Below are 25,977 nucleotides of genomic sequence, written 5' to 3'. Positions count from 1 at the left end.
TAAAGAAGTAAAAGCTTTAATAGTTAAGGCGTCAATCTTCTAGCTTCAGTAAATCTGGCTGCCCAGTAGGGTGTAGTGATGTATTCCAAGCGCACAGTTCCACCAGCGCTTGGCGCGTGCACAAATCTGCCTTGCCCTACATAGATGCCTGCATGTGAATACTTTGCACCAGTAGTGTTGAAGAAAACAAGGTCACCAGGTGCAGGTGGGCCACTATCCACACTTTGGCCTCGACTACTCATCTCCTGAATAGTCCTGGGTAACTTGATATTTGCAGACTTGTTATAGACATAAGTAATTAAGCCACTGCAATCAAACCCCCCGTTGGGATTATTGCCACCATAGCGATAGGGCACGCCAACCAAACCTACTGCTGCAATGGAGATGTCTTCTGTACCTACACTCGTGTCTTGTTTGAACTGACTAACCTTGGCCGTACTATTTTTTGAGCCAAAGCTGCTGCAACCTGTCAGCAAGAGGAGGATGCAAATAAAAATGCCGCACCCCATCAGAGTGCGGCATGAAAAAGTTTGCTTAGAGTGCGTCAGCAGCATGATCTGCAAGACGGGAACGCTCACCACGAGCCAGGGTCACATGTCCACCATGACGCCAGCCTTTGAAGCGATCCACCACATAAGTTAGGCCTGAAGAGCCTTCGGTTAAGTAAGGTGTATCGATCTGCGCAATATTACCTAAACAAATAATCTTGGTTCCAGGACCCGCGCGAGTAACCAAGGTTTTCATTTGTTTTGGAGTTAAATTCTGCGCTTCATCAATAATCACAAACTTACTCACAAAAGTTCTGCCGCGCATGAAGTTCATGCTCTTCACCTTAATTCGTGAACGAATCAGCTCCTGTGTAGCAGCACGACCCCATTCACCAGCGCTGCCCTCTTCATTACGTTGTAGCACCTCAAGGTTGTCATCAAACGCACCCATCCAAGGTTGCATCTTTTCCTCTTCAGTGCCTGGCAAAAAGCCAATATCTTCACCTACAGGAACAGTAGCTCGAGTGATGATGATCTCGTTATAACGCTTACTATCCAACACTTGCTCAAGGCCGGCTGCTAATGCCAGCAAAGTTTTACCAGTACCGGCTTGCCCCAGCAATGTAATGAAATCCACATCCGGGTTCATGAGTAGATTCATGGCAAAATTCTGCTCGCGATTGCGTGCTGTCACGCTCCATACATTATTTTTCTGATGAGAGAAGTCTCTCAAGGTTTGGAGGAGAGCAGTCTTGCCGTTGATCTCTTTAACTTGAGCATAGAACGGGGTGGATCCATCAGGATTTTCTTGATAGACAAACTGATTCACCAGCATGCTTAGAACTGAAGGGCCAGTTACACGATAAAACATTGTTCCAGATTTACCGTCAGCCCAGCTCTCCATATCTTTGCCATGCTTTGGCCAAAAATCTGCGGGTAGTGACATAACTCCGGAATACATTAAGTCGCGATCTTCTAAGACCTGGTCGTTGAAGTAATCTTCAGCAGGCAAACCAAGAGCGCGCGCTTTAATGCGCATATTGATATCTTTGGATACCAGAACAACTTCTTGGCCCTTACGTGTCTTTTGTAGTTCACTCACCACTGCCAAGATGAGGTTATCGCCCTTACCTTCAGGCAAGCCCTCCGGTAGTGCTTGAGTAGTCAGCTTTGTCTGAAAAAAGAGTCGACCAGATACATCTTGATTGCCAAGCTTACTCAGGGGGATACCATCGTCCAATGTACCGCTAGTGCCAGCCACTAATTGATCTAAGGAACGACTGACTGTACGAGCGTTACGAGCAACCTCCGTCATGCCCTTCTTATGGTTGTCCAGCTCCTCAAGAGTAGTCATCGGCAAGAAGAGATCATGCTCGGAGAAACGAAACAGAGAGCTTGGGTCATGCATTAATACATTGGTATCGAGTACAAATAGACTCGGAGGACCTGTACGAATAATGCGTTTTGGTTTTTCTGGAACATTCACTACCTTGTTATCACTGCGCGTACTACGTATAACTACAGGGTTGTGATCACTTTTGATTTTCTCAAGCGCTATTTCAGCAGCAGAAAGATCTTCCTCTGCATCTGTTGTCCAGTCTGGAACATGGCTATCCATCACAACAGTTTTTGCTGGCGCAGGACGTTTCTTTAAATTCGGGGTGTCCTTGCTACTAATTTTTACTTGGCTAGCAATTTGAGTTGGGATTGGGGGCAATGGCATGCAGACTCTCCTAAAAGAAAAAACCGTCAAGCGGATTGCAATGACGGTTTAGAACGAAACTGGGTGTAGAACGATCTGCAAAACTGCGGGGGTTGTTTACCGAGCCTGCGCTTAAGTGTTCAGGCTGATATGTCAAACGGATTGTGAGACTTTCCCGTCGTTTACGGTGCATAAGAACTACTTTACCCCAAATTTTGGGCTTTGCAAGTGCTCTAGATTAAATTAATTTAAAAATTATTTAGTCTCTTGGGCTGCTTGTAATACCTCTGTCACATGTCCGGGAACCTTAAGACCACGCCACTGTTTTACTAGCTTACCCGAAGAGTCAAAGAGGAAGGTGCTGCGCTCGACGCCACGCACTTGTTTGCCATACATATTCTTCATTTTCATGACGCCAAAGATTTGACATAGGATTTCTTCAGTATCGGCAACGAGTTCGAATGGTAGCTCCAGTTTGCTTCGGAAGTTATCGTGAGACTTGAGGTTATCCCGAGATACACCAACGATCAAAGTATTGGCTTTAGTGAAGGCCTCAATGTTGTCTCGAAATTCACCGGACTCCGCCGTGCAGCCTGGAGTCATATCTTTTGGATAAAAGTAGACAACCAGTTTTTTGCCTTTGGCTGAGTCTGGTGTGAAGGTCAATCCTGATGTTGCCGGGATTGCACATTGGGGCATTGGTTTACCAATTTCTACTGTCATGATAGGACTCTCTTATTTAACTTGATGTACTACGTATTCTGAGCTTGCTTATACCGTTTGCAAAATGAGTTCACCGCTTCTATTGGGTATTTCTCCCCAGCTCACTGGCTGCACAGCTATTTTATCCAGTTGCTTAGTAGCTGCCCAAGATTGGTGAAGTTCACCCATGGTCACTAGATCATGTCCTTGATTTAACCAGCCTGCCAGTAGCTGCTCAAAGGCGGGTAGAAGCTTCTGACCTTCAAGCTCTGCATGCAGAGTGAACACCTGATCATTCGGATTACTTTGTGTGATCTCAAGCAGTTTTTTTACGGCTCCAAATTCATCGGCATCATCTATTCCAATCAACTCATCAAACGTTGGTAGGGTAGTTGGATATTGTACGTGCTTTGCTTTACCGGAAGGTAATTCAAAACGATATGGCATTAAGTTAGGTTCAGCTCGGCCATCAGAAGAATATTTGATACCCCATTGATCGAGTTGCTCAAAAGCGGCTTCATTCATTTGCCAGCCAGCAGCGCCATAAGTAACAGGTGGATGACCAAAGATCTCTACAAAGCGATCCCAGCTTTTTTGCATCTGTGCTTTAGTCCATTGAGCATCGCGATTACGTACGGCATCTTGCCAGGCAACGTGATCCCAAGTGTGGATGCCAGTCTCATGACCAGCTGCATCTATGGCGCGCATTTCAGTCGCAGCTTGTTTGCCAATATCGGGACCAGGAAGAAGGACGCCGTAGAGCAAAGTCTTAACTCCGTAGTGTTCAACAACGGAAGTACGACTCACTTTCTTTAGAAAGCCTGGCCTAAAGACTCGCTTGAGGGCCCAGCCAGTGTGGTCGGGGCCCAGACTAAATAGGAAGGTGGCTTTCAGGCCAAAGCGTTCTAGCGTCCGCGCTAGATTAGGGACACCTTCTTTGGTTCCGCGCAGAGTATCAACATCTACCTTAAGTGCAATCTTAGCCATGAAGCTTTAAATATACTTTCGCTTATTCTTTATCAACTAAATGACGTGCGTTTTCTACGTCATGGCGATAGGCTTCAAAAATATTCTTCAACGCATCGCTCATATTGATCGTCGGCTTCCAGCCCAATTCAGTCATCGTATTGTCAATTGCGGGAACGCGATTCTGAACATCCTGATAACCTTCACCGTAGTAAGCACCTGAGGTGGTTTCCACTATCTTCACTTCATTTGCCGTCTTCGCGTACTCAGGAATGCTACGAGCAATCTCTAACATTTGATTAGCGAGTTCACGAATAGAGTGATTGTTTTTTGGATTACCAATGTTATAGATCTTGCCATCAGCAACACAATCTTTGTTATCGATGATGCGCATTAAGGCGTCGATACCATCATCAACATAAGTAAAGGCACGTTTTTGCGCACCACCATCAACCACGTTGATGGGTTCACCGCGAACGATATGACCTAAGAACTGAGTAACGACACGGGAAGAGCCCTCTTTGGGTGTGTAAATGCTATCTAGTCCAGGACCAATCCAGTTAAATGGGCGAAAGAGAGTGAAGCGCAAACCTTCCATACCGTAGCCCCAGATTACACGATCCATTAATTGCTTAGAGCAGGCATAGATCCAGCGTGGCTTATTGATTGGGCCATAAACCATATTGGATTTAGCGGGATCAAACTCACTGTCTTCACACATGCCATAGACTTCAGATGTGGATGGGAAGACCAAATGTTTTTTGTATTTCACTGCTGAGCGCACGATTGGTAAATTGGCTTCGAAGTCGAGCTCAAATACTTTTAATGGTTGCTGTACATAAGTTGCAGGTGTTGCAATGGCTACTAAGGGCAGGATGACGTCGCATTTACGGATGTGATATTCAACCCATTCTTTATTGATGGTGATGTCACCCTCAAAAAAGTGCATACGACGATGGCTTACTAAATCACCAAGACGATCGTTTTGCATATCCATGCCATAGACATGCCAATCGGTTGTCTCTAGGATACGCTTTGAAAGGTGATGGCCAATAAAGCCATTTACGCCAAGAATGAGTACTTTTTTCATCTTTACTGCCTCGTTTTTAATCTAAAGAGTGCTGCTTGTAATTTGTTAGCTCTTTGCTGGAAACCAGTCCAATATCGCTACTGCTTTTTGGTCCCCACAAATGCCGAATACCTGATTATCAACCACTTGGATGCCGGGAACCTGAAGATCTAGCTGCCTCGGAAATGGACCTTCTAGGCTGGTGCGAGCCACGATCATGCGCTGACCTTGCCAGTCTGTAAAAGCACCGGGATAAGGGGGTGCCACGGCTCTCACGAGGTTGTGAACCTGCTGAGCCGTTTGATGCCACAGAATTTGCCCATCAGCAGGCTTGCGGCCCCCAAAATAGCTTCCCTGAGCCAGATTATTGGGTTTTTTGGGGATATGACCTTGAATAAGCTTGGGTAGGACCTGGTTTATTACCGTGACAGCTGCCTGGCTGACTTTGCCAAAGACATCGGTGGCGGTTTCATTGGGCCCAATGTGGACTGCTGACTGCCCCACAATGTCTCCCGCATCCGGTTTGACTTCCATCATGTGCAATGTGGCACCAGTTTCAGTTTCTCCGTGCAGGATGGCCCAATTGACTGGTGCCCGTCCACGGTACTTTGGTAGCAGTGAGCCGTGCATATTTAAGGCCCCAATCCTGGCGCAGGCCAAGAGTTCTGCAGGAATCATGTGGCGATAGTAGAAGGAGAAAAGGTAATCAGGAGTTAGCTTTTGGAGTTGCGGTACGAGATCTATCAACTGATTGGCGTCTGGTGTGATGTAAGGAATCTTTTGATCTTCACACAGTTTTGCAACGCTCCCAAACCAGACATTCTCATGAGGATCGTCTTGATGGGTAACTACTAAATCAATCTGAATACCAGCACCTAGCAAAGCCTTAAGGCAGTTAACGCCAACATCGTGATAGGCAAAGACGACTGCGTGCAATTATTTTTTCTCTAAAACAGTTTGCACAACATAGCGCGGACGCTCGCGAACTTGCTGGTAGATGCGGCCAATATATTCACCAAGTAGACCAAGACCAAAGAGCATCACGCCAATTAGGAAGAAGGTAAGGGCAAAGAGGGTGAACACCCCTTCAACCTCGGCACCGAGTACAAAGCGGCGAATAAGGAGGTAGATAAACAGGCTGCCCGCAGCCATTGCTAGCAACATGCCTAGGATCGAGAAAATCTGCAAAGGCATTACGGAGAAGCCGGTTACTAGATCAAAGTTCAAGCGAATGAGTTGATAGAGGCTGTATTTGGACTCACCGGCAAAACGCTCTTCATGTTTGACAATAATTTCAGTTGGGTTAGATGCGAAGGTATAAGCCAGTGCCGGAATAAAAGTATTGCTCTCATCACACTGACGAACGAGATCAACAATACGACGGCTATAGCCACGTAGCATGCACCCTTGGTCAGTCATTGTGATGCGAGTGATTTTCTGGCGCAAATGATTCATTGCGCGTGAAGCAAATTTTCTGAAGAAGCTATCTCGACGATCGGCACGAATAGTGCCAACATAGTCGTGATCTTGAAGTAATTCATTTACCAGGGCATCGATTTCTTCAGGAGGATTCTGCAAGTCAGCATCTAAGGTGATGATGTATTCGCCGCGGGAGTATTCAAAGCCAGCCATGATCGCCATGTGCTGACCAAAGTTGCTATGAAATAACACCGCACGTGTGACATCTGGGCGCAGCTCAACTTGCTTAGCCAGGATACCGGCGGAGCGATCTTTACTGCCATCATTCACAAACACCACTTCATAAGTAATGTTGCGCTTACTGGCCATGACATCAAGCGCAGGATATAGACGATCAAACAGGGCTTGAAGGCCATCTTCCTCGTTATAAACGGGGATAACAACGCTGAGTATGGGATTGCAGGCTTGGGTAGCTAAATTTGCAGTCATTGTGCAATTTTGCCTGATTCCGCTCTCGGCCCTAGTTTTTACGATGTTTCTTAAGGATTCCAGTCAAACCCTTGGCTATGCGGCCAACATCTTCATCAGCCATGCCTGGAAAAAGGGGGAGGGTCAAAATGCAGCGACCAATACGCTTTGCTACTGGAGTAGCCTCAGTCTTAAAGCCTAGCTTTTGGTAAAGCGTGAATCCAGTAATTAAAGGGTAGTGAACACCGGTACCAATACCCAGATCCTTGAGTTCAGACATCACCTGTGCGCGATCCACATTCAATTGCTCCAGCGGCAGTACAACTTGGAACATGTGCCAGTTGCTATCAGTGAAGTTTTCTACCGGTAACTCTAAATTGAGATTACCTAGGCCCGCTGATTCCATTTCATGGCGAATTGCATCGAAATACTGCTTAGCCAAAGAACTTCTACGCGCTTGAAATGCTGGCAACTGCTTTAGTTGATGAAGACCGATTACTGCATTCACATCAGTCAAATTATCTTTACCACCCAGTACATCAACATCCATGCCATCCATGCCTTGGCGTGTGAGACCTTGAAGACGAAACTTCTCTGCAAGTTTTGCTTCATCAGCATTGTTCAGAACAAGACAGCCGCCCTCAACAGTGGATAAGTTTTTATTTGCTTGAAAACTAAAGCTCACTAGATCACCAATGCTACCAATCTTTTGACCTCTCCACTGCGACCCAAACGCTTGTGCCGCATCTTCAATTACACGCAGCTTGTATTGCTTGGCCAAGTCATAAAGTTGATCCATGTTGACTGGTAATCCAGCCAAATAGACGGGCATGATGGCGCGTGTCTTTGGTGTAATGGCTGCAGCTATTTGGTTTAAATCAATGTTGCGTGTAACGGGGTCAATATCTACAAACACAGGCGTTGCACCCACACTCAGAATCACATTCGATGTAGCTACCCAAGAAATCGGAGTAGTGATGACTTCATCTCCAGACCCAATACCAGCAACCTGGAGAGCGATTTTCATAGTGGCAGTGCCGTTGGCAAAGCAACGTACAGGGCGACCACCGAAATAGTCACTTAAGGTGGACTCGAATTCAGCTAGCTTCGGACCTGATGTAACCCAACCAGAACGTAAAACCTCGGCAACCGCATCAATCGTTTCTTGATTAAAGTGAGGGCGCGTAAACGGAATGAAGGGAAGGGTGTTTTCAGTAGTTGACATGGCGAATTAAAAACTTATTTTGTGGAGTTGCTTTGTGAATCCGGGTGTTTAACAATAACGCGCCGAGAATCTCTGCCTACTTCTTGCATTGGTATATTGAGCTTCTGCAGTTCAATATACTGTTCTGGAACCATCAAGGCATAAGCGGTTTGATCTTCTTTCCAGCGTTCAATAAAAGCAGCAAAGGTAGAGATCCACAACTCAGGCTCTTGCTTCACGCCAAACTCAAGCTCATTTGGAGACTCCACCATGATCATGGTTCTACCAAGATAGAACGGTACTGTGTGATCTAGAATTCTGATGGAATAAAAATTTACTTTTTCTGGAATACTTGATTTGACTCTCTCAACTAAATCAATGCCTGATACAGCGCGACCCAGAGTTTCATGACCCGTTCCAGCGATGATCGCGCAGAGAAAAAATCCGCAAGCAAAACTGGTAATGCTGCCCAAACCATTACGCTTACTTTGCATGACTGTGAGGAGGCTAAATACAATTAAGGTAATTAGCGCAGCAACTATCCAGTAAATGTATTGCGCATAGGACTCAATTTCATCTGGCCTTGCTTGTTTGTCAACTTCGCCTAAAAAGAAAAATCCAATACCACCCAAGATTGCAAAGAAGAGTGCTTGCAATCTCCAAGATAATCCCAGTGCATTACCAAGGCCCAGATTACGATCTAGACTATGGCCAACAAGCATTGCCAGCGCTGGAAAGACTGGGATGATGTAGCCGGGTAATTTTGATTGAGAGACACTAAAGAATCCCATGATCACGGCAAACCAGCAAGTGAGCAACCAGCCGCTGGAAAATTCTCGATTACGCTCCCGCCAAGCCTGAACAAGCGCTTCAGGAGCTTGCGCAATCCATGGCAGAAAGCCGAGTAGTAGGAGTGGAATGAAGTAATAAATCGGACCCGTCCTACTATGGGCTTTTTGTGTAAAACGTTGCAGGTGTTCATGAATAAAAAAGAACTCCAGAAACTCTGGATTGCGTTGGGCCACCAGAACAAACCAAGGCGCGGTAATCGCTAAAAATAAAATGGTGCCTTTAATAATATGAAGTCGCTTCCAGATCTTCCAGTCCCAAGCGGTAATCGAATAAACAATAAACACCATGCCAGGGATGGCGATTCCAATAACACCTTTAGATAGGGTTGCTAATGCCATGAAGGCCCAGCACGCTAGCATCCAGTTTCTGGTGTCGCTCGAGTTCCGGGAGGTTTGCGCTAACAAAAGACTGCAAAGCGCAGTAACTAAAAATGCTGACAATCCCATATCAAGTGAATTGATGTGTCCACCAATCACCCACATTGGGCTTGAGGCTAAGGCGATTGCAGCTAACCAGCCTGCTCGTGCACTGTAGACGCGTGCGCCAGTAAATCCAATAAATACAATTGTCAGAAATCCAGTAAGCGCAGTCCATAAGCGCGCCTGCCAATCACCGATACCAAAAAGATTAAAGGCCGTAGCGGTAGCCCAAATTTGTAAAGGGGGTTTTTCAAAATACTTATAACCGTTATAGCGAGGAGTAACCCAATCTCCAGTGACAAGCATCTCACGAGCAATCTCGGCATAACGTCCTTCATCCGACGGAATGAGGTGACGGTAATTTAAGGTGCCAAACCACAGTAAGGCATAGATCAAAACCAGAATCAAAATAGTTACTGGGTTGAGGGTGCTTGACTGCCGAATTTGGCCAAACTGCATTAGACGGCTTCCACAATCAGGGCAAGAAGGACTTGGCGGCCTTCGCCGACAAGAATGTTGTAGGTGCGACAAGCGGCCTGAGAATCCATGACCTCAAAGCCCAGCCTAGCCTCAATGAGCGTTTTTAAAAGCTCAGGCCTTGGGAAGCGTTGGCGTTTGCCGGTGCCAATAATGATTAATTCAGGCTTAAGGGAAGCCATTTGAGCAAAATCTGCTGAACTGAGCTCTTCAAAGGACTGTACGGCCCATTCCAAGATTTCACCGTCAGAACTCAGTAAAACGGGATGAATGTAGGGGATCTTATTGATCTCGATGTAGCCATCGCCGTAACCAGTGATCGTATTGGCTCCGGAGTGGGGGTCAGATTGAAGCTTCACATGGACTCTCTGTCATAATTGTGTTGATTATAGCTAGCTGTTTTTTCCTAGATTTCAAGAACTTATCCTTTAATTTATTGTGAAACCGATCCTAAAGTCCGCAAAACTCAATCACGTCTGTTATGACATTCGTGGACCCGTGCTAGAACTCGCGCAGCGCATGGAGGAAGAGGGCCACAAAATCATCAAACTGAACATCGGCAATGTGGGTGTTTTTGGTTTTGATCCTCCAGAAGAGATTCAGTTGGACATGATCCGTAATTTGGGTAATGCCTCAGCGTACTCTGATTCCAAGGGAATTTTCGCGGCTCGTAAAGCGATCATGCAATATTGCCAGGAAAAAGGCATTCAAGGCGTTACTTTGGATGACATCTATACCGGTAATGGGGTTTCTGAATTAATTGTTCTCGCAATGAATGCATTGCTCAACAACGGTGATGAGGTATTGGTGCCAGCCCCAGATTACCCTTTATGGACGGCTGCGGTGAGTCTATCTGGCGGCACCCCAGTGCATTACTTGTGTGATGAGTCCAAAGAGTGGGCTCCTGACTTAGCAGATTTGCGCAAAAAGATTACCGCACGTACTAAGGCAATTGTGGTGATTAACCCCAACAATCCAACAGGTGCAATCTACTCAAAAGAAGTATTGACTGAGCTATGCTCAATCGCACGTGAACATGATTTGATTCTGTTTGCCGACGAGATCTACGACAAGATGCTGTACGACAAAGAGAAACATGTCTCACTAGCATCTTTATCCACGGATGTAGTCACGATCACCTTTAATGGTTTATCCAAAAACTATCGCTCTTGCGGCTACCGTGCTGGCTGGATGGTGGTTTCTGGAGATAAAGAGATGATCCGAGATTACATCGAGGGTCTCAATATGTTGTCTTCAATGCGCCTATGTGCCAATGTGCCAGGACAGTACGCTATTCAGACGGCTTTGGGTGGATATCAAAGCATTAATGACCTAGTGGCTGAGGGTGGTCGCTTGGCGAAACAGCGCGATCTCGCATGGAAGCTCATTACTGAAATTCCAGGTGTGACTTGCGTAAAACCAAAGTCTGCCTTGTATTTATTTCCAAAACTCGATGCTGAGATGTATCCAATTGAAGATGACCAGCAATTTGTAGCTGATTTTCTTAAAGAAGAAAAAGTATTACTGGTACAAGGCTCGGGTTTTAATTGGATTAAGTCAGACCACTTCCGCGTAGTGTTCTTACCTCATGAGGATGTGCTGAAAGAGGCTATTGGCCGTCTGGCACGTTTCCTAGAGCGTTATCGTCAAAAACATAGTCGCAAGGCAACTAGTTCGACTAATTCAACAGCAACAAAGGCATCATGAAACCGATTCAAGTAGGTCTATTAGGTATTGGCACTGTAGGTGGTGGTGTATTTACTGTTCTCGAGCGCAACCAGGATGAAATTACCCGTCGCGCCGGACGTGGCATTCGCATCAACACCGTTGCCGACCTCAATGTAGAGCGCGCTAAAGAGTTGGTAAAAGATCGCGCTCAAGTGGTGAGCGATGCGCGTGCTGTGATTAACAATCCTGAAATCGATATCGTTGTTGAACTGATTGGTGGTTATGGCATTGCTAAAGATTTAGTGCTTGAGGCCATTGCTGCTGGTAAGCATGTGGTCACGGCGAATAAGGCTTTGATCGCAGTGCACGGTAACGAGATTTTTAAAGCCGCCCACGAAAAGGGCGTGATGGTTGCGTTTGAAGCGGCTGTTGCTGGTGGTATTCCAATCATCAAAGCACTTCGTGAAGGTTTAACTGCGAATCGCATTGAGTGGATCGCCGGCATCATCAATGGCACAACCAATTTCATTCTTTCTGAGATGCGCGATAAAGGCTTAGACTTTGCGACCGTCTTGAAAGAGGCTCAGCGTTTGGGCTATGCAGAGGCAGATCCTACATTTGATATCGAGGGTGTAGATGCTGCTCATAAGGCCACCATCATGAGTGCAATTGCATTTGGCATTCCTATGCAATTTGAGAAAGCACACGTTGAGGGTATTACCAAGTTAGACGCCATCGACATTAAATACGCTGAGCAGTTAGGTTATCGCATCAAGTTACTCGGTATTGCGAAGAAGACAGCTACTGGTGTTGAGTTGCGCGTACACCCAACATTGATTCCAACTAAGCGTCTCATTGCAAACGTTGAGGGCGCCATGAATGCCGTTCAGGTATTTGGTGATGCTGTTGGCACAACGCTTTATTACGGTAAGGGTGCAGGCTCAGAGCCGACCGCTTCTGCTGTGATTGCCGACTTGGTAGATATCACTCGTTTGTTAGGTGCAAGTCCTGAGAGCCGTGTTCCTTATCTGGCCTTCCAGCCTGATGCAGTGCGTGATATCACCGTATTGCCCATGGGCGAAATTACTACTAGTTACTACTTGCGCTTGCGCGTAGCCGATCAAGCCGGTGTATTAGCTGACATTACCAAGATCTTGGCGGCTCATAGCATCTCCATTGATGCCCTCTTGCAAAAAGAGGCCGACGAAGGTGAAAGTCAAACCGACTTAGTTGCTCTCACCCATGAGACTAAAGAAAAGCATATGCTCGCAGCAATTCAGGAAATTCAGAATCTGAAAACTGTTGCCGGTGAGGTGGTGAAGATCCGCTTAGAAAATCTGTCCTGATACAAATACATGCGTTACCAATCAACCCGAGGCAATAGCCCACAACAATCCTTTTTAGAAATTCTGCTGGGCGGATTAGCGCCAGACGGTGGTTTATATCTGCCGACAGAGTATCCGCAAGTCACTAAAGCGCAGTTAGATGCTTGGCGCGGTATGCCCTATGCTGATCTTGCTTATGAAGTATTAAGTCTTTATTGCGATGACATTCCTGAAGTGGATCTGCGTACTCTATTGCGTAAGACCTATACAGAGCAGGTCTACTGTAATGGCCGCCCTGAAGACAATGCTAAAGATATTACGCCATTGCATTGGTTGGGCGAAGAGCAGAGTACACGTATTGGTTTGCTCAGCCTGTCTAACGGACCTACATTGGCATTTAAAGATATGGCGATGCAGTTACTCGGCAATCTCTTTGAATACGCCCTAAAGAAAAATGGTCAGAAGCTCAATATTTTGGGCGCGACATCTGGGGATACGGGAAGTGCTGCTGAATACGCAATGCGTGGCAAAGAGGGTGTAAAAGTATTTATGCTTTCACCACGCGGCAAGATGAGCTCATTTCAGTCTGCCCAAATGTATTCACTGCAAGACCCTAATATCTTTAACCTAGCAGTTTCTGGTGTATTTGACGATTGCCAGGATATTGTTAAAGCAGTGAGTAACGACCATAGTTTTAAAGCAAATCACCAAATTGGTACGGTCAACTCCATTAACTGGGGTCGTGTAGTTGCTCAGGTGGTGTATTACTTTCAGGGTTATTTATTGGCTACAAAATCGAGTGATGAAAAAGTGTCATTCACTGTGCCTTCAGGTAACTTTGGCAATATCTGTGCTGGTCACATTGCCCGCATGATGGGTTTGCCAATTGCGCATTTGATTGCCGCTACCAATGAGAATGATGTTCTCGATGAGTTTTTCCGTACTGGTGTCTATCGTGCACGTAAATCTGCTGAAACTTTACATACCTCTAGCCCCTCTATGGATATTTCTAAGGCGAGCAACTTTGAGCGCTTTGTATTTGATTTCATGGGTAAGGATGGCAAGGCAACTGCCGGCATGTTTAAGCAGGTGGACGAGGCAGGCGGCTTTGATATTTCCAAGGATGCTGTCTTTAAAGACCTTGCGCAGTATGGATTTCAATCTGGCCGCAGCACCCATGAAAATCGTCTAGAAACGATTCGTAATGTTGATGCGCAGTATGGTGTGATGATTGATACACACACAGCGGATGGCGTGAAGGTTGCTCGTGAACACCTGCAGGCAGGTATTCCAATGATTGTTTTAGAAACTGCTTTACCCATTAAGTTTGAAGAAACTATTGAAATAGCTTTGGGGCGTCCAGCAGAATGTCCGCCAGCATTCAAGGACATCAAGTCAAAGCCGCAGCGCGTTGAAAATATCGATGCCGATGTCAATCAAGTTAAAAACTTCATTACCGCCCACACCAACTAATTTAGAAATCAATTGCTATGACTAAGCCTCCGATGTTGACTGCTCAGCAGGCTTTAGATCACTTACTCTCTCACGCGAAGCCTGTGAGCGAAACTGAAATACTTGCAATGCAATCTGCTTTAGGTCGTGTGCTAGCAGAAAGTGTAAATAGTCTTGTAGATGTACCTCCACTCGATAACACCTCAATGGATGGTTATGCAGTGCGAACGGCGGATACTCACACGCCAGGACAAACACTCACGATTGCGCAACGTATTCCAGCAGGATCCATGGGAACTCAACTCGAGCCTGGCACTGCTGCCAGAATATTTACTGGTGCCCCTGTGCCACCTGGCGCTGATGCCGTTGTCATGCAAGAAGACTGCTCGACTCCAGAGGGGGCAAGCGACCAAGTCCAAGTCAATATCGCACCAACATCAGGTCAATGGATTCGTCGCAGAGGTGAAGATTTAACGGCAGGTAAAACAGCTCTTACTGCAGGCACTTTTCTGCGGCCGCAAGAGCTTGGAGTTGCTGCCTCTGCCGGTTTAACGCATTTAAATGTAAAACGTAAGGTGAGAGTCGCTGCATTTTTCACTGGTGACGAACTTTCCCTGCCAGGTGAACCACTTAAACCAGGCGGTATCTATAACTCCAATCGCGACACACTATTAGCGTGCATCAAATCTTTAGGTTGCGATGCCACTGATTTCGGAATTGTTCCTGATAGTCTTGAGGCCACGAAAGAAACTCTTCGTAAGGCTAGCAAAGACCATGACTTAATCATTACATCTGGCGGCGTCTCCGTTGGCGAAGAAGATCACATTAAGCCTGCAGTGAGCGCTGAAGGCAGGCTCGATCTCTGGCAGATTGCTATTAAGCCTGGCAAGCCTTTAGCTTTTGGTGCTGTCCGCAAATTAGATAGTTCAAAAAGTAATGCGGTCGACGCTGAAACTGCAGCCGAAACGTGGTTTATCGGTTTGCCTGGTAATCCGGTATCGAGTTTTGTGACCTTCCTATTATTTGTTCGCCCATTCATTCTCAAGTTACAGGGGCGTGATGCAGGCTTACCGCAGTCTTACCCCATGCGCGCTGACTTTGATTGGCTTAAGGCTGATCGACGTAACGAGTTCCTGAGGGTCAAGATCAATGCGCAGGGTGGTTTAGATCTGTTCTCCAATCAAAGCTCTGGGGTACTGACTAGTGCCTCTTGGGGGGATGGCTTGGTAGATTGTCCGCCGGGCCAAGCAGTCAAGTCTGGCGATATGGTGAAGTACATTCCATTTAGTGCACTTCTTTCCTAGTCGTATTACGATTCTGATATGAAACTCGAACTACGATTCTTTGCCTCCTTAAGAGAGGGTCTCGGACTCTCTGGTGAGAGTATTGATGCTCCACCAGAAGTAAAAACTATTGCCGACTTAAGAATCTACCTTGTTCAACGGGGGAATCCTTGGGCTGAAGTGTTAGCAAGTGGCAAAGTGATTCGTTGCGCATTAAATCAAGAGATGATGAGTGACTCGATGCCTTTGGTGGAGGGTGCCGAAGTCGCTTTCTTTCCTCCGGTTACTGGCGGCTAAGATGCAGAATGATTTCATCCGCATTCAAGAAGCTGACTTTGATCTAACAACCGAGGTGAAGGCCCTGCGTAAGGATGATCCCCGAGTGGGTGCAGTGGTGACTTTCTTGGGCACTGTCCGAGATATGAATGATGGCAGTCAAGTTCAGGGTATGACTCTAGAGCACTACCCTGGTATGACAGAAAAATCTCTAGAAGAAATCATCATGCAAGCTAGAAGTCGCTGGGATCTTTATAAGACACTAGTCATCCATCGAGTGGGACCGCTTTTGCCTGAAGATCAAATTGTTTTGGTAGTAGTCACTAGCGCTCACCGAGGTGAAGCATTTGCTGCATGTGAGTTCATCATGGACTACTTAAAGACAGCCGCACCATTTTGGAAAAAAGAAGAAACACCACAAGGTAGCAAATGGGTGGATGCCCGCGTGACTGACGATACTGCAATGGCACGCTGGAAATAGTTTAGTTTTATATCTGCTTGAGTGCTAAAGCTAGATTAAAGCCGCTGAGCCAGGCACCCTCGACTCTGCCACCATTGAGCCAGTCTCCACAAAGCCCTAGGCCAATAATAGGTAGCAATAAATATCCAATTCCATTTTTTAGGCCCCCACTGGCATAGCGCCAGCGGTGCATGCTGATATCGGCGTCCTCGCAATTAAAACCTAGTGACGTCAAGCACTGCACCATTTGGTATTGAGCATCCTCTTTACTTAACTCAACATGGTCTTGACTCCAGTCAGGGCTTCCATGGATGGTCCACGTGCTTCCCTGACGCATTGGCTTTGATCCGCTTTGACAAATCCAGCTAATAATTTCTTGATTAATAAATGCCGCATCAAAATCTCTATTGAGCTGATTCGGAAGGTGCGCCATCATGGTCCAGCAGGCCTTCATCTGTGCCGCGTCAGCGATATCAGTGGCTCTACTATCAAGACCCTTAAGTAGAGTGCTTGCCTGAGGTGCGGGTATGGCCAATACGACAAAATCGTATAGCGCTGTAATTTCATTAGCTTCACTGCACTGCAAATGCCATTGATGCTCCCTACGCTCTAACTGGGAAATGGTTGTCTCATATTGAATGGAGAGTCCTTCAGCAAGATACTTGCCTGTTGAATTCATATGAGGGGTACCGACATAGCGAATATCTTGTGAGTGACTATCACGCCATGTCTTGGCTTCGTATACCTTAAGTTTCGGTTCCCAAACAGCTACAGTGCCGGCCTGAAGCCAACTTTGCACTTCTTCGATAAAACGAGGATCTCTAGCAGTAAAGTACTGGGCGCCATGATCAGCAGACCAGTCTTGCGTGCGACGCGTACTCATACGCCCGCTAGGGCCACGACTCTTTTCAAAGACGTCTACTGATATACCGAGTGACTGTAGCTCCCTCGCACAAGCGAGGCCTGAAATTCCTGCGCCAATGACCGCTACCCGATGGATTGCTTTGCTGCCGTTCATATTCTGGGAAGTATTTTGCGAAAGGTGAGATTGATTCGTGGACTCATCACAGTCTTAGTTTTCAGAAGGCTGTGATGCCAGTGATCTTGAATAGGGGCATGCATGATGAGAAGGCTACCGTGATCAAGAAATACTGACACAGTCGTTTTATCCTGCTTGTGACGAAATGCAAATTTACGGCGAGCGCCCAAGCTGATTGATGCGATCGGGGTTGTGCTATCCAACTCTTTTTCATTATCACTGTGCCAACCCATGCCTTCATCGCCATTGTGATAGAGATTGAGTAGGCAAGAGTTATAGCTATAGCCGGTTTCTGATTCAAGTTGATGCTTGATTTGAAGTAACTCCGCCGTCCAGTCCTGCGGAATTTTTTCGATGCCCGAGTAGGTATAACGGCATTGGGGATCTCCTACCCAAGCAACTTTTCTCGCGGTTGTTACTAACTTACCAAACATCGTGATTTGGTCTGCTTGCCAGTTAAGAGAATGCAGCAAGCTTTCAAAAAAATGATCAGATTCATGCGTTTTGTAAAAATGACTGAAGTACTCAGCCCGACCATCCCTCTCCAATAAGCAGATTGGGTCGGATGATTCTGAGAGTTCGAATAAGGGACTTTGCATTTTTTGCTAATAAATCTAGGGTTGCACGTTATTTCAATAAAAACCCTAGAATAGACTGCATTATGAATTGTTCAGGACTAAGAGGTTGATTATGAAAGCGCCCGATAAACGTTGCTGCGGCTCAGGGGTTTGCATTATTAATGAGGCAGGGGAATGCTGGTGTGGTCAAGTTTGGGATGGCGAGAAAATGAGTGCGCCGCCCCTCATATCTGCAAAAAGCCAACCTTCTGATTCTGATTCTTCAAATCCTAAACCTGAATCTCAGGATCCTCTTATTTAGTTGATCCGTAAACTCTGCGGAGCGAGTGAGCAGCTACACCATCTTTTAGTGCTTCCCTCACAGGAATTGCCATCAGTCGAATAGAAGATTGCACGGCCAGTCGCTCTAGCCGACTTGGTTGGGGCCGCTGAATAATAGGATATGCCCAATCAGGTAAATTCAGAAAGCCTGCCCGACTGATCAGATTTACGAAAGGTTTGGCGCTGAGCGAACTAGGAAACTGATCGAGCATTCCAATAATACTTTTAGCCCTTTCCCCGTAGTGAAGTTGGGGGATGTACTGTCTGATAGCTTGTTCTGTACCGGCATAGGTGTCGGGTAGATCAATCGCCCCCAATCTCTCCCCGAGCATTTTCATTTCTGCGAAATACTGATCTTTTTGCTTTGGAATTAAAGTTTCACTTCGGTATGGCTCATATGAGCACATAAAACTCCGGGTTTCCGTCATGTGAACCCATGCGAGTAGTTCTGGATCATCCGCCCTATAGGGTTGATTGAATTCATCGAACCCAGTGACCTTTTGATGAATTTGATTAACGCGATTGATAGCCTTATCCGCCATCTCATGTGAACCGTAAGTAGTTGCGGCAATAAAGAATGCTGTTCTTCCTAGCCTGCCTTTAAGGTCTTGCCTGAAGCTGGAGTGATCCCATACGCCAGCGAGTGCTTTTGGGTGAAGGGCTTGCAGTACCAGCGAGCTAATACCGCCGATCATCATGGAAATAAAATCCGCATGCACCTTCCACGCGACAGACTCCGGGCCAAATAAACCTCTATCACCAGGGGGCTCCAGAAATGCTACAGGTGGACCGCCACCGCCCACCATTTCTCGAATTGACCGACGAATGAGTTCATCAATCATCTTACTAATGAATTACGATATTGCGTAAGCCATCATCCTCAATGATCTCTGAAATCAAATCGAGCCGGATTCTGGGATTGCTTTGAGCAAGCAAGTGATTCTTCTGAGCTGGGGCGAGTGGCAAGAGTTCAGCCAGTCGGTTAGATACCCAACCACAATCATCTAGGTTCGTTGGCATTTTGAATGCATCTTCACCCAGTAAATCCTCGCTTTTGATAACAGAAATAATCTCATTCAACAGCGAGGCTACCTTTTCATGCTCTTTTGCTAATGGCATTTCTGGGTCAGCATCCATGAGTTCAACTTGGCCCATCCATAAGCCATCAGCTTCTTGCTTGATATTGAGCACTTTAAAGCGTTGCGTTCCATAGGACTTGGTCATATACAGCGCGGGCTGAATCGGATCAAATTCTTCTAATTTCGCTAGGGTGCCAATGTTTGAAAAGTTGGCAATGGCATCAGCGTCTGATTCAATTGGCTTGTTATCGAGAATACTGATAACCCCAAAAGGAGTGTCTTCGCGCAGGCATCGCTTCATCATGTCTAAATAACGCGCTTCAAAGATTTTGAGGGCAATTACGCCGCCTGGAAAGAGGGTAGTCCCCAAAGGGAAAAGCGGAATCCAGCGGGCTGTCAAAGAAGGTGTTGTCATGCGTTTAATTTAAAGGATTTACGTTTAGTTTGCTGAGCGGTCGAAATGGCACCGTGCTCAGCAGTAATCCTGGATTTCAGCCAAAATATAGAGTACTCACAGGAGAATAAACATGATGCAAAAGTTACGGGTTAAGCTCGCACGCTGGATTTTGGGTAAACATTGCCCTTGCTACCAAATGGGCTACCACACCATGGTTGATTTTCAGCAGCGTAGCGCTGATCAGCTGGAAAAGGCTAAACAAGCTCAATCTGCCAAGCACTAGACTTCAAGCCTGACTGAGACTGACATTAAAGAATGAAAATCTGGAAGATGAGGCGCAATTGCGCATTGACTCCGAGTCAATTGCTCAAGTTTTATATCGCCTTGGTTTGTCTTTCCTTAACCGTAGCAACCGGTTTTTTGTTGGCTGGCGTAAAAATTATCCTGATCTTTACTGCAATAGAGTTAACTGCAGTCACTGTGGGCTTTTTGATCTACTGCAGGCATGCTTTGGATTATGAGGAGATAGAAATCAGCGGTACCCGCTTATTGGTCAGGAAATTTATTGCCTACAAAGAGTCGGTCACTGAATTTAATACTCGCTGGGTCAGGCTGTCGCATCCAGAAGAGCATCAAAAAGTATTTTTTGTTGAGCAGACCGGTCAGAGGGTCGAGGTTGGCCAGTTTCTTAGACGTGAGCAATTTAAAAATCTGATTGCTGAGCTCAAACCTTACTTGGGTTGACTACAACCATGAGTTCAAGAGGGTTATAACTTGGTGCTCTGCAGAAATATGGATCCAACCCGATACTTTATTTAATTCAACATATTTGCTAAATCCATCATGAACGTTAATACAGCAGTAAAAGCCGCCCTCAACACCCTGGTTGATATTGCATCTCATTCAAATGGTGTTCAGCCAGTCACTGGCTTGGAGCTCGCGCAGCGTCAAAAATTATCGGTGAGCAGAATAGAACTATTACTCAGCGCATTGCGTGCAGCTGGAATCGTGAAGGGTACAAAAGGTCGTAATGGGGGTTACACCCTGTTGCAGGATCCCCGCATGGTCACCATCAAAGATGTGGTCCTAGCAATGAATTACATCAAAAAGCGCAAAGTTGAGGCTTGCGATATCGCTAGTGAGCTCTATCAATCTTTGGAGACTTATATGCTCAGCTGTATGGCTAATGTGAAGCTCTCTGATGCTATTAAAGATTACGTACCGCGATTTAGCGAAGCGAAAACCGCTCCTGAGCGTCAGGCTTTTGTTTATTCCGAATTCAGAATTGAAAAGCCCTCTAAAGGTGAAGTGCAAAGAGTAATCAAGGCACCATTTAAGAAGGTGGAAGATGTACCTTTGGGACCCAATTCGATTTTTAGTTTTGGTGACTACTTACAAAAAGCAGGACAACAACAAAGACCTTCATGATGCAGATAATGAAATGGAATTTCGCTAGCAAACTTTTAGCATCTATTTTGCTGGCAACAGCACCATGGATGGTTTCCTTGGCTGCTGATAGCGCCCCAACTAAATCTGATCCAGCTTGGCTAACAGATGCCCGCGCCAGTATTAAATCCAATAATTACGATCAGGCATTAAAGCACTTGCAGTCTGCAAACGAAATCAATTCTGCAGACTGGAACAATCTGATGGGATATAGCTTGCGCAAAAAGCAACCGCCAGATTTAGCTTCATCTGAAAAGTATTACCAGGCAGCATTGAAGATTGATCCAAGTCATAGATCAGCTTTAGAGTACTACGGTGAGTTGCTTTTGATGAAGAAAGACTTGCCTGGAGCAGAGGCGATGTTGGCAAGACTCGATAAGGCTTGCCTCTTCGGTTGTGAAGAGTACAGCGACCTGAAAGCGAGTATCGCTAAGTATCAAGGTAAAAAGTAACCTTTCTGTTCTCATGTCATCAAATGACTATGAATATCCTCCATTAGCATTTGTTGATATTGAGACTACGGGCTCAAACTTCGAGCGCGATCGCATTACAGAAGTTGGTATTAAATCGCTGATTCATGATCAAGTGGAGACTTGGGAAAGCCTCATTAATCCCCAGACATTTATTCCGCAGAATATTCAAAGTTTGACGGGTATTCGCCCTGAGATGGTGAGGCAGCAGCCAGCCTTTGAGGGCTTGGCGACAGAGATTGCTCGCGAGCTCGAGGGGAAGATTTTTATAGCTCACAACGCCCGTTTTGATTATGGATTTTTGAAGGCATCCTTTAAGCGGGTGGGTATCGACTTCAAGCCCAAAGTACTGTGTACCGTAAAGCTCTCCCGCCTACTATTCCCCGATCAGCCTAGACATAATCTTGACACCATCATTAGTGCCCACCGCCTCAAAATTAGCGCGCGGCACCGTGCATTGGGTGACGCTGATTTGTTGCTTCAATTTTGGCGCGCTTGTGAAGAGAAGCTCGGCCGTGAAGCGCTTCTCAAGGCAGTCAATCAACTCATTGGTAATCCAAGCTTACCGCCCAATATTGATAAATCGCTAGTGGACTCGATTCCAGAAAAGCCGGGCTGCTACATTTTTTATGGTGAGAATCAAACTCCACTGTATATCGGTAAAAGCATTTCTCTGCGTAGCAGGGTGATGGGTCACTTTCAAGGGGCGCTCACCCAGCGTAAGGAAATGAAGCTTTCGATGCAAGTGAGAGATATTGATTGGATTGAGACTAGTGGAGAGTTGGGCGCATTGATTTTAGAGTCGCGCCTCATTAAAGAGCGCATGCCCAGCATGAACATCAAACTACGCCGCTCAAAGGATCTCTGCGCCTGGAAATTAGAGCTTGCTGAGGATGGTGTAGTCATCCCTTATCTTGTGGGTCATCGTGAATTGGATCCTGGTATTCAAGAAAACTTGTTTGGTTTGTTTTATAGCAAGCGGGAGGCCAACGCATACCTCAAAGCGATTGCAAAAAAATACCGCCTCTGTGAAGCGCTGCTTGGTTTAGAGAAGCGTATTGAAGGCAAGGCTTGCTTTGGTTATCAAGTTAAGCAATGTGGTGGCGCCTGTATTGGGGGCTCTCCTATCGATTTACATAATCTTCAACTCAAAACTGCTCTGGAGTTATTTCAGGTTCAAGTCTGGCCATATCCTGGGCCGGTGGCAGTAAAAGAGGCAGGCCACATGCACGTAGTGGACCGTTGGCGTTATTTAGGTACGGCGATCAACGAAGAAGAGCTCTATGAGTTGGCCGATTCAGGTGAGGCTGAGTTTGATCTGGATATTTATAAGATCTTGAAAAAAGCGCTGGCTGGAAGCTTCAAGAGTCAGGTGATTCCTCTAGCAATCAAAGATGCTGCGTAAGCATCCACTAAAAGCCTAGGCTTTAAAAAATCCCAGTTTTTCCGATCTAGGTAGTTTCTTCAATCTAGCCTCGGCTTTAGATGCCTCAGATCGATCTGGGTGCTCTTGGCTTGCTAAAAGGGTTACTGGTCTGCGAGCCCTCGTATAGCGAGCACCTTCCCCGGAATTGTGAGCAGCTAAACGATGTTCTAGACGGTTTGTAATACCAGCGTAATAGCTGCCATCAGAGCATTCCAAGAGGTAAACAAGCCAGGTCAAAATAGGGATTAATTCGCTTAAAAAGAGGTCTAACAGACTTGAAATTATGCAGAATGCCCCTATATTCTATAGATATAAACACACAAAAATAGATAGAGTAGATAGGACGTAAAAATGAGGATAGATAAATTAACCACGAAGTTTCAAGAGGCGCTCAGTGAGGCGCAAAGCCTTGCTTTAGCAAAAGACAATCAATATATCGAGCCAGCCCATTTGCTGCTAGCAATGCTGCGCGATTCAGATGGTGGTGCCAAGAGTTTATTGACACGCGCCGGCGTCAATGTCCCGGGCCTTGAGAAGGCAACCGAGAAACTCGTTGCTAATCTTCCAGAGGTGCAGGGCACTGGTGGGGAAGTTCAGCTTGGACGTGATTTAAATAACTGGCTGAACTTATGCGAAAAAGAAGCCAATAAGCGTAATGATCAATTTATTGCTGGCGAGTTATTTTTATTGGTGGTGGCCGATGACAAAGGTGAGCTCGGCAAGATTGCTCGTGAGAATGGTTTAAATCGTAAATCGTTAGAAGCGGCTATTGATTTAGTGCGCGGAGGAGACTCAGTGAATAGTGCGGATGCCGAAGGTCAGCGTGAAGCCTTAAAGAAATACACCATTGATTTAACCGAGCGTGCTCGCATGGGTAAGCTCGATCCTGTGATTGGTCGCGATGATGAGATTCGTCGCACCATTCAGATTCTGCAACGTCGCGGTAAGAACAACCCGGTCCTGATTGGTGAGCCAGGTGTTGGTAAAACTGCCATTGTGGAGGGTTTAGCTCAACGCATCGTTAATGGTGAAGTTCCTGAAACCCTCAAAAACAAACGTGTCCTCGTATTGGATATGGCTTTGTTGCTAGCAGGCGCTAAGTACCGTGGTGAATTCGAGGAGCGTCTCAAAGCTGTTCTAAGTGATGTTGCTAAGGACGAAGGTCAAACCATCATCTTTATTGATGAGATACATACGATGGTAGGCGCAGGTAAGGGTGATGGCGCAATGGACGCCGGTAATATGCTCAAGCCTGCTTTAGCGCGTGGTGAATTGCATTGCATCGGCGCAACCACTCTAGATGAGTACCGTAAGTACATTGAGAAAGATGCTGCACTTGAGCGCCGCTTCCAAAAAGTGATGGTGGAGGAGCCTAGCGTAGAAGCCACTATTGCGATCTTGCGTGGTTTGCAAGAACGTTACGAGCTTCATCATGGTATTGAGATTACTGACCCAGCTATCGTGGCTGCGGCAGAGCTGTCTCATCGCTACATTACCGATCGTTTCTTGCCAGATAAGGCGATTGACCTGATTGATGAGGCCGGCTCACGCATTCGCATGGAAATTGATTCCAAGCCAGAGGTTATGGATAAGCTGGAGCGTCGTCTGATTCAGCTCAAGATTGAGCGTGAAGCAGTTAAGAAGGAAAAAGATGAGGCATCACAAAAACGTCTTGGTTTGATTGAAGATGAGATCAAGCGCTTGGGTGCTGAGTATGCTGATCTAGAGGAAATCTGGAAAGCAGAAAAGGGGGCCGTACTAGGCGCCGCTCATCTCAAAGAGGAGATCGAAAAAGTCCGTGCTGATATTGCTAGATTGCAACGTGATGGCAAGTTAGAGCAAGTTGCAGAATTGCAATATGGAAAATTACCTGAGCTTGAAGCCAAACTCAAATCCGCTGCCGCTGCTGAAGCCAAGGGCGATAAAGATGGTGTAGTGAAGAATAAGCTCTTACGTACACAAGTCGGTGCAGAAGAAATTGCTGAGGTAGTTTCTCGTGCAACAGGCATCCCGGTATCGAAGATGATGCAGGGTGAGCGCGATAAGTTACTCAAGATGGAGGAGTTATTACATCAGCGCGTAGTTGGCCAAGAAGAGGCTATTCGTGCGGTATCTGATGCTATTCGTCGTTCCCGTGCAGGTCTCTCTGAAGAGAATCGCCCTTATGGCTCATTCTTATTCTTAGGACCTACAGGTGTTGGTAAGACTGAGCTTTGTAAAGCCCTGGCCGGTTTCTTATTTGATAGTGAAGAGCACCTCATTCGTATTGATATGAGTGAGTTTATGGAGAAGCATAGTGTTGCCCGTTTAATCGGTGCGCCTCCGGGCTATGTAGGCTACGAAGAAGGTGGTTACTTAACTGAACAAGTACGTCGCCATCCATACAGCGTCATCTTGTTTGATGAGATTGAAAAAGCCCACCCGGATGTCTTTAATGTGCTCTTGCAAGTATTGGACGATGGCCGCTTAACGGATGGTCAAGGTCGTACCGTAGACTTTAAGAACACGGTGATTGTGATGACCAGCAATATTGGCTCACATCTGATTCAGTCGATGGTTGGTAAGAAGCAGTTAGAAATTAAAGAGGCGGTATTTGAAGAATTAAAAGGCCATTTCCGTCCTGAGTTCTTAAACCGGATTGATGAGATCGTCGTCTTTCATGGTTTGGATAAAGGCAATATTGCTAATATCGCGAAGATCTTGCTCAAGAACTTGTCAGATCGTTTAGCCAAGATTGATATGCAGATGGATGTCAGTGATGCCGCTCTAGGTAAGATTGCAGAGGTCGGTTTTGATCCTGTATTTGGAGCAAGGCCACTTAAGCGTGCGATTCAGCAATATATTGAGAACCCAGTTTCCAAGATGATCTTGGAAGGTAAGTTTGGCCCTAAGGACACGGTTCCTGTGGGTGTTGATCAGAACGGGGATTTCAGCTTTAGTAAGTAATTCATCAAAAATTGGCAGAAATAGGCCTGCACCAGTAAACTCGGT

The 25,977-nt window shown here is 46.1% G+C and carries 27 protein-coding genes; 12 read left to right on the top strand and 15 right to left on the bottom strand.

Going from position 1 to position 25,977, the window contains the following annotated elements:
* Positions 1–23: 23 nt before the first annotated feature.
* From CL55_RS07570 to CL55_RS07525, 10 genes are all read right to left on the bottom strand, one after another.
* On the bottom strand, positions 24–578 hold the full coding sequence (locus CL55_RS07570) for a C40 family peptidase (protein WP_418054926.1): 555 nt from the start codon (positions 576–578) through the stop codon (positions 24–26).
* Positions 535–2,211, bottom strand: coding sequence for a PhoH family protein (locus tag CL55_RS07565; RefSeq protein WP_046330539.1), 1,677 nt, complete (start codon positions 2,209–2,211; stop codon positions 535–537). The genes CL55_RS07570 and CL55_RS07565 overlap by 44 nt, the downstream gene beginning before the upstream one ends.
* A gap of 234 nt (positions 2,212–2,445) precedes the next feature.
* Positions 2,446–2,913: a peroxiredoxin gene (locus CL55_RS07560; protein ID WP_046330538.1), complete on the bottom strand. Its 468-nt coding sequence runs from the start codon at positions 2,911–2,913 to the stop codon at positions 2,446–2,448.
* A gap of 48 nt (positions 2,914–2,961) precedes the next feature.
* Complete coding sequence (locus tag CL55_RS07555) at positions 2,962–3,879, bottom strand: polysaccharide deacetylase family protein (RefSeq protein WP_046330537.1); 918 nt, start codon at positions 3,877–3,879, stop codon at positions 2,962–2,964.
* 22 nt (positions 3,880–3,901) lie between these two features.
* Positions 3,902–4,948, bottom strand: a complete 1,047-nt coding sequence (locus CL55_RS07550; protein ID WP_046330536.1) for a bifunctional UDP-4-keto-pentose/UDP-xylose synthase — start codon at positions 4,946–4,948, stop codon at positions 3,902–3,904.
* A gap of 45 nt (positions 4,949–4,993) precedes the next feature.
* Positions 4,994–5,863, bottom strand: coding sequence for a formyltransferase (locus tag CL55_RS07545; protein WP_046330535.1), 870 nt, complete (start codon positions 5,861–5,863; stop codon positions 4,994–4,996).
* Complete coding sequence (locus CL55_RS07540) at positions 5,864–6,835, bottom strand: glycosyltransferase (RefSeq protein WP_046330534.1); 972 nt, start codon at positions 6,833–6,835, stop codon at positions 5,864–5,866.
* Between the two features lie 31 nt (positions 6,836–6,866).
* The gene (locus CL55_RS07535) at positions 6,867–8,039 is read right to left on the bottom strand and encodes a DegT/DnrJ/EryC1/StrS family aminotransferase (protein ID WP_046330533.1); all 1,173 of its coding nucleotides are present in this window, start codon (positions 8,037–8,039) and stop codon (positions 6,867–6,869) included.
* A gap of 14 nt (positions 8,040–8,053) precedes the next feature.
* Positions 8,054–9,748 (bottom strand): glycosyltransferase family 39 protein, encoded by a 1,695-nt coding sequence (locus tag CL55_RS07530; protein ID WP_046330532.1) that lies wholly within the window; start codon positions 9,746–9,748, stop codon positions 8,054–8,056.
* Positions 9,748–10,125, bottom strand: coding sequence for an Mth938-like domain-containing protein (locus CL55_RS07525; protein ID WP_046330531.1), 378 nt, complete (start codon positions 10,123–10,125; stop codon positions 9,748–9,750). The genes CL55_RS07530 and CL55_RS07525 overlap by 1 nt, the downstream gene beginning before the upstream one ends.
* 79 nt (positions 10,126–10,204) lie before the next feature.
* Here CL55_RS07525 and CL55_RS07520 point away from each other — a divergent pair, with 79 nt between their 5' ends.
* Genes CL55_RS07520 through moaE form a run of 6 tightly spaced genes read left to right on the top strand, consistent with a single transcriptional unit; the run spans position 10,205 to position 16,251 of the window.
* Positions 10,205–11,473 carry a pyridoxal phosphate-dependent aminotransferase gene (locus tag CL55_RS07520; RefSeq protein WP_046330530.1) on the top strand — a complete coding sequence of 423 codons (1,269 nt, stop codon included), beginning with the start codon at positions 10,205–10,207 and terminating at the stop codon, positions 11,471–11,473.
* A complete protein-coding gene (locus CL55_RS07515) occupies positions 11,470–12,780 on the top strand; it encodes a homoserine dehydrogenase (protein ID WP_046330529.1) in 1,311 nt (436 codons plus the stop codon). Before CL55_RS07520 ends, CL55_RS07515 begins: the two co-directional genes overlap by 4 nt.
* Positions 12,781–12,789: 9 nt before the next feature.
* On the top strand, positions 12,790–14,232 hold the full coding sequence (gene thrC / locus CL55_RS07510) for a threonine synthase (RefSeq protein WP_046330528.1): 1,443 nt from the start codon (positions 12,790–12,792) through the stop codon (positions 14,230–14,232).
* Between the two features lie 32 nt (positions 14,233–14,264).
* Positions 14,265–15,515, top strand: a complete 1,251-nt coding sequence (locus CL55_RS07505) for a molybdopterin molybdotransferase MoeA (protein ID WP_046331252.1) — start codon at positions 14,265–14,267, stop codon at positions 15,513–15,515.
* Positions 15,516–15,533: 18 nt separating this feature from the next.
* Positions 15,534–15,791: a molybdopterin converting factor subunit 1 gene (gene moaD / locus CL55_RS07500; protein WP_046330527.1), complete on the top strand. Its 258-nt coding sequence runs from the start codon at positions 15,534–15,536 to the stop codon at positions 15,789–15,791.
* Position 15,792: 1 nt separating this feature from the next.
* Positions 15,793–16,251, top strand: coding sequence for a molybdopterin synthase catalytic subunit MoaE (gene moaE / locus CL55_RS07495; protein ID WP_046330526.1), 459 nt, complete (start codon positions 15,793–15,795; stop codon positions 16,249–16,251).
* A gap of 7 nt (positions 16,252–16,258) precedes the next feature.
* Here moaE and CL55_RS07490 read toward each other — a convergent pair whose 3' ends face one another.
* The 4 genes from CL55_RS07490 to CL55_RS07470 form a co-directional block, all read right to left on the bottom strand.
* Complete coding sequence (locus CL55_RS07490) at positions 16,259–17,248, bottom strand: NAD(P)/FAD-dependent oxidoreductase (RefSeq protein ID WP_046330525.1); 990 nt, start codon at positions 17,246–17,248, stop codon at positions 16,259–16,261.
* Positions 17,245–17,868 (bottom strand): alpha-ketoglutarate-dependent dioxygenase AlkB family protein, encoded by a 624-nt coding sequence (locus CL55_RS07485; RefSeq protein ID WP_046330524.1) that lies wholly within the window; start codon positions 17,866–17,868, stop codon positions 17,245–17,247. Before CL55_RS07485 ends, CL55_RS07490 begins: the two co-directional genes overlap by 4 nt.
* Before the next feature lie 272 nt (positions 17,869–18,140).
* Positions 18,141–19,010, bottom strand: a complete 870-nt coding sequence (locus tag CL55_RS07475) for an oxygenase MpaB family protein (protein ID WP_046330522.1) — start codon at positions 19,008–19,010, stop codon at positions 18,141–18,143.
* A 4-nt stretch (positions 19,011–19,014) separates the two neighbouring features.
* Positions 19,015–19,662, bottom strand: a complete 648-nt coding sequence (locus CL55_RS07470; protein WP_046330521.1) for an LON peptidase substrate-binding domain-containing protein — start codon at positions 19,660–19,662, stop codon at positions 19,015–19,017.
* Between the two features lie 112 nt (positions 19,663–19,774).
* On the opposite strand from CL55_RS07470, the gene CL55_RS10665 reads away from it, so the two are divergent.
* The 5 genes from CL55_RS10665 (at position 19,775) to CL55_RS07450 (ending at position 22,965) form a co-directional block, all read left to right on the top strand.
* On the top strand, positions 19,775–19,927 hold the full coding sequence (locus CL55_RS10665; protein ID WP_156156288.1) for a hypothetical protein: 153 nt from the start codon (positions 19,775–19,777) through the stop codon (positions 19,925–19,927).
* Positions 19,928–19,959: 32 nt separating this feature from the next.
* Positions 19,960–20,388 carry a DUF2244 domain-containing protein gene (locus CL55_RS07465; RefSeq protein ID WP_046330520.1) on the top strand — a complete coding sequence of 143 codons (429 nt, stop codon included), beginning with the start codon at positions 19,960–19,962 and terminating at the stop codon, positions 20,386–20,388.
* Between the two features lie 99 nt (positions 20,389–20,487).
* On the top strand, positions 20,488–21,072 hold the full coding sequence (locus tag CL55_RS07460) for an RrF2 family transcriptional regulator (protein ID WP_046330519.1): 585 nt from the start codon (positions 20,488–20,490) through the stop codon (positions 21,070–21,072).
* An 8-nt stretch (positions 21,073–21,080) separates the two neighbouring features.
* Positions 21,081–21,542: a tetratricopeptide repeat protein gene (locus CL55_RS07455; protein ID WP_066024304.1), complete on the top strand. Its 462-nt coding sequence runs from the start codon at positions 21,081–21,083 to the stop codon at positions 21,540–21,542.
* Positions 21,543–21,555: 13 nt separating this feature from the next.
* Entirely contained in the window at positions 21,556–22,965 is a 1,410-nt protein-coding gene (locus tag CL55_RS07450; RefSeq protein WP_046330518.1) for a 3'-5' exonuclease family protein, read from the top strand.
* 15 nt (positions 22,966–22,980) lie between these two features.
* On the opposite strand, the gene CL55_RS07445 is transcribed toward CL55_RS07450, so the two are convergent.
* Complete coding sequence (locus CL55_RS07445) at positions 22,981–23,223, bottom strand: GIY-YIG nuclease family protein (RefSeq protein WP_082091914.1); 243 nt, start codon at positions 23,221–23,223, stop codon at positions 22,981–22,983.
* 114 nt (positions 23,224–23,337) lie between these two features.
* Between CL55_RS07445 and clpB the strand changes: the two genes are divergently transcribed.
* Entirely contained in the window at positions 23,338–25,932 is a 2,595-nt protein-coding gene (clpB, locus tag CL55_RS07440) for an ATP-dependent chaperone ClpB (protein WP_046330516.1), read from the top strand.
* The last annotated feature ends 45 nt before the right edge of the window (positions 25,933–25,977 follow it).

It is taken from the genome of Polynucleobacter duraquae, from assembly GCF_000973625.1.
GTDB lineage: Bacteria > Pseudomonadota > Gammaproteobacteria > Burkholderiales > Burkholderiaceae > Polynucleobacter > Polynucleobacter duraquae.
This window is presented reverse-complemented; position numbering and strand designations above follow the sequence as displayed.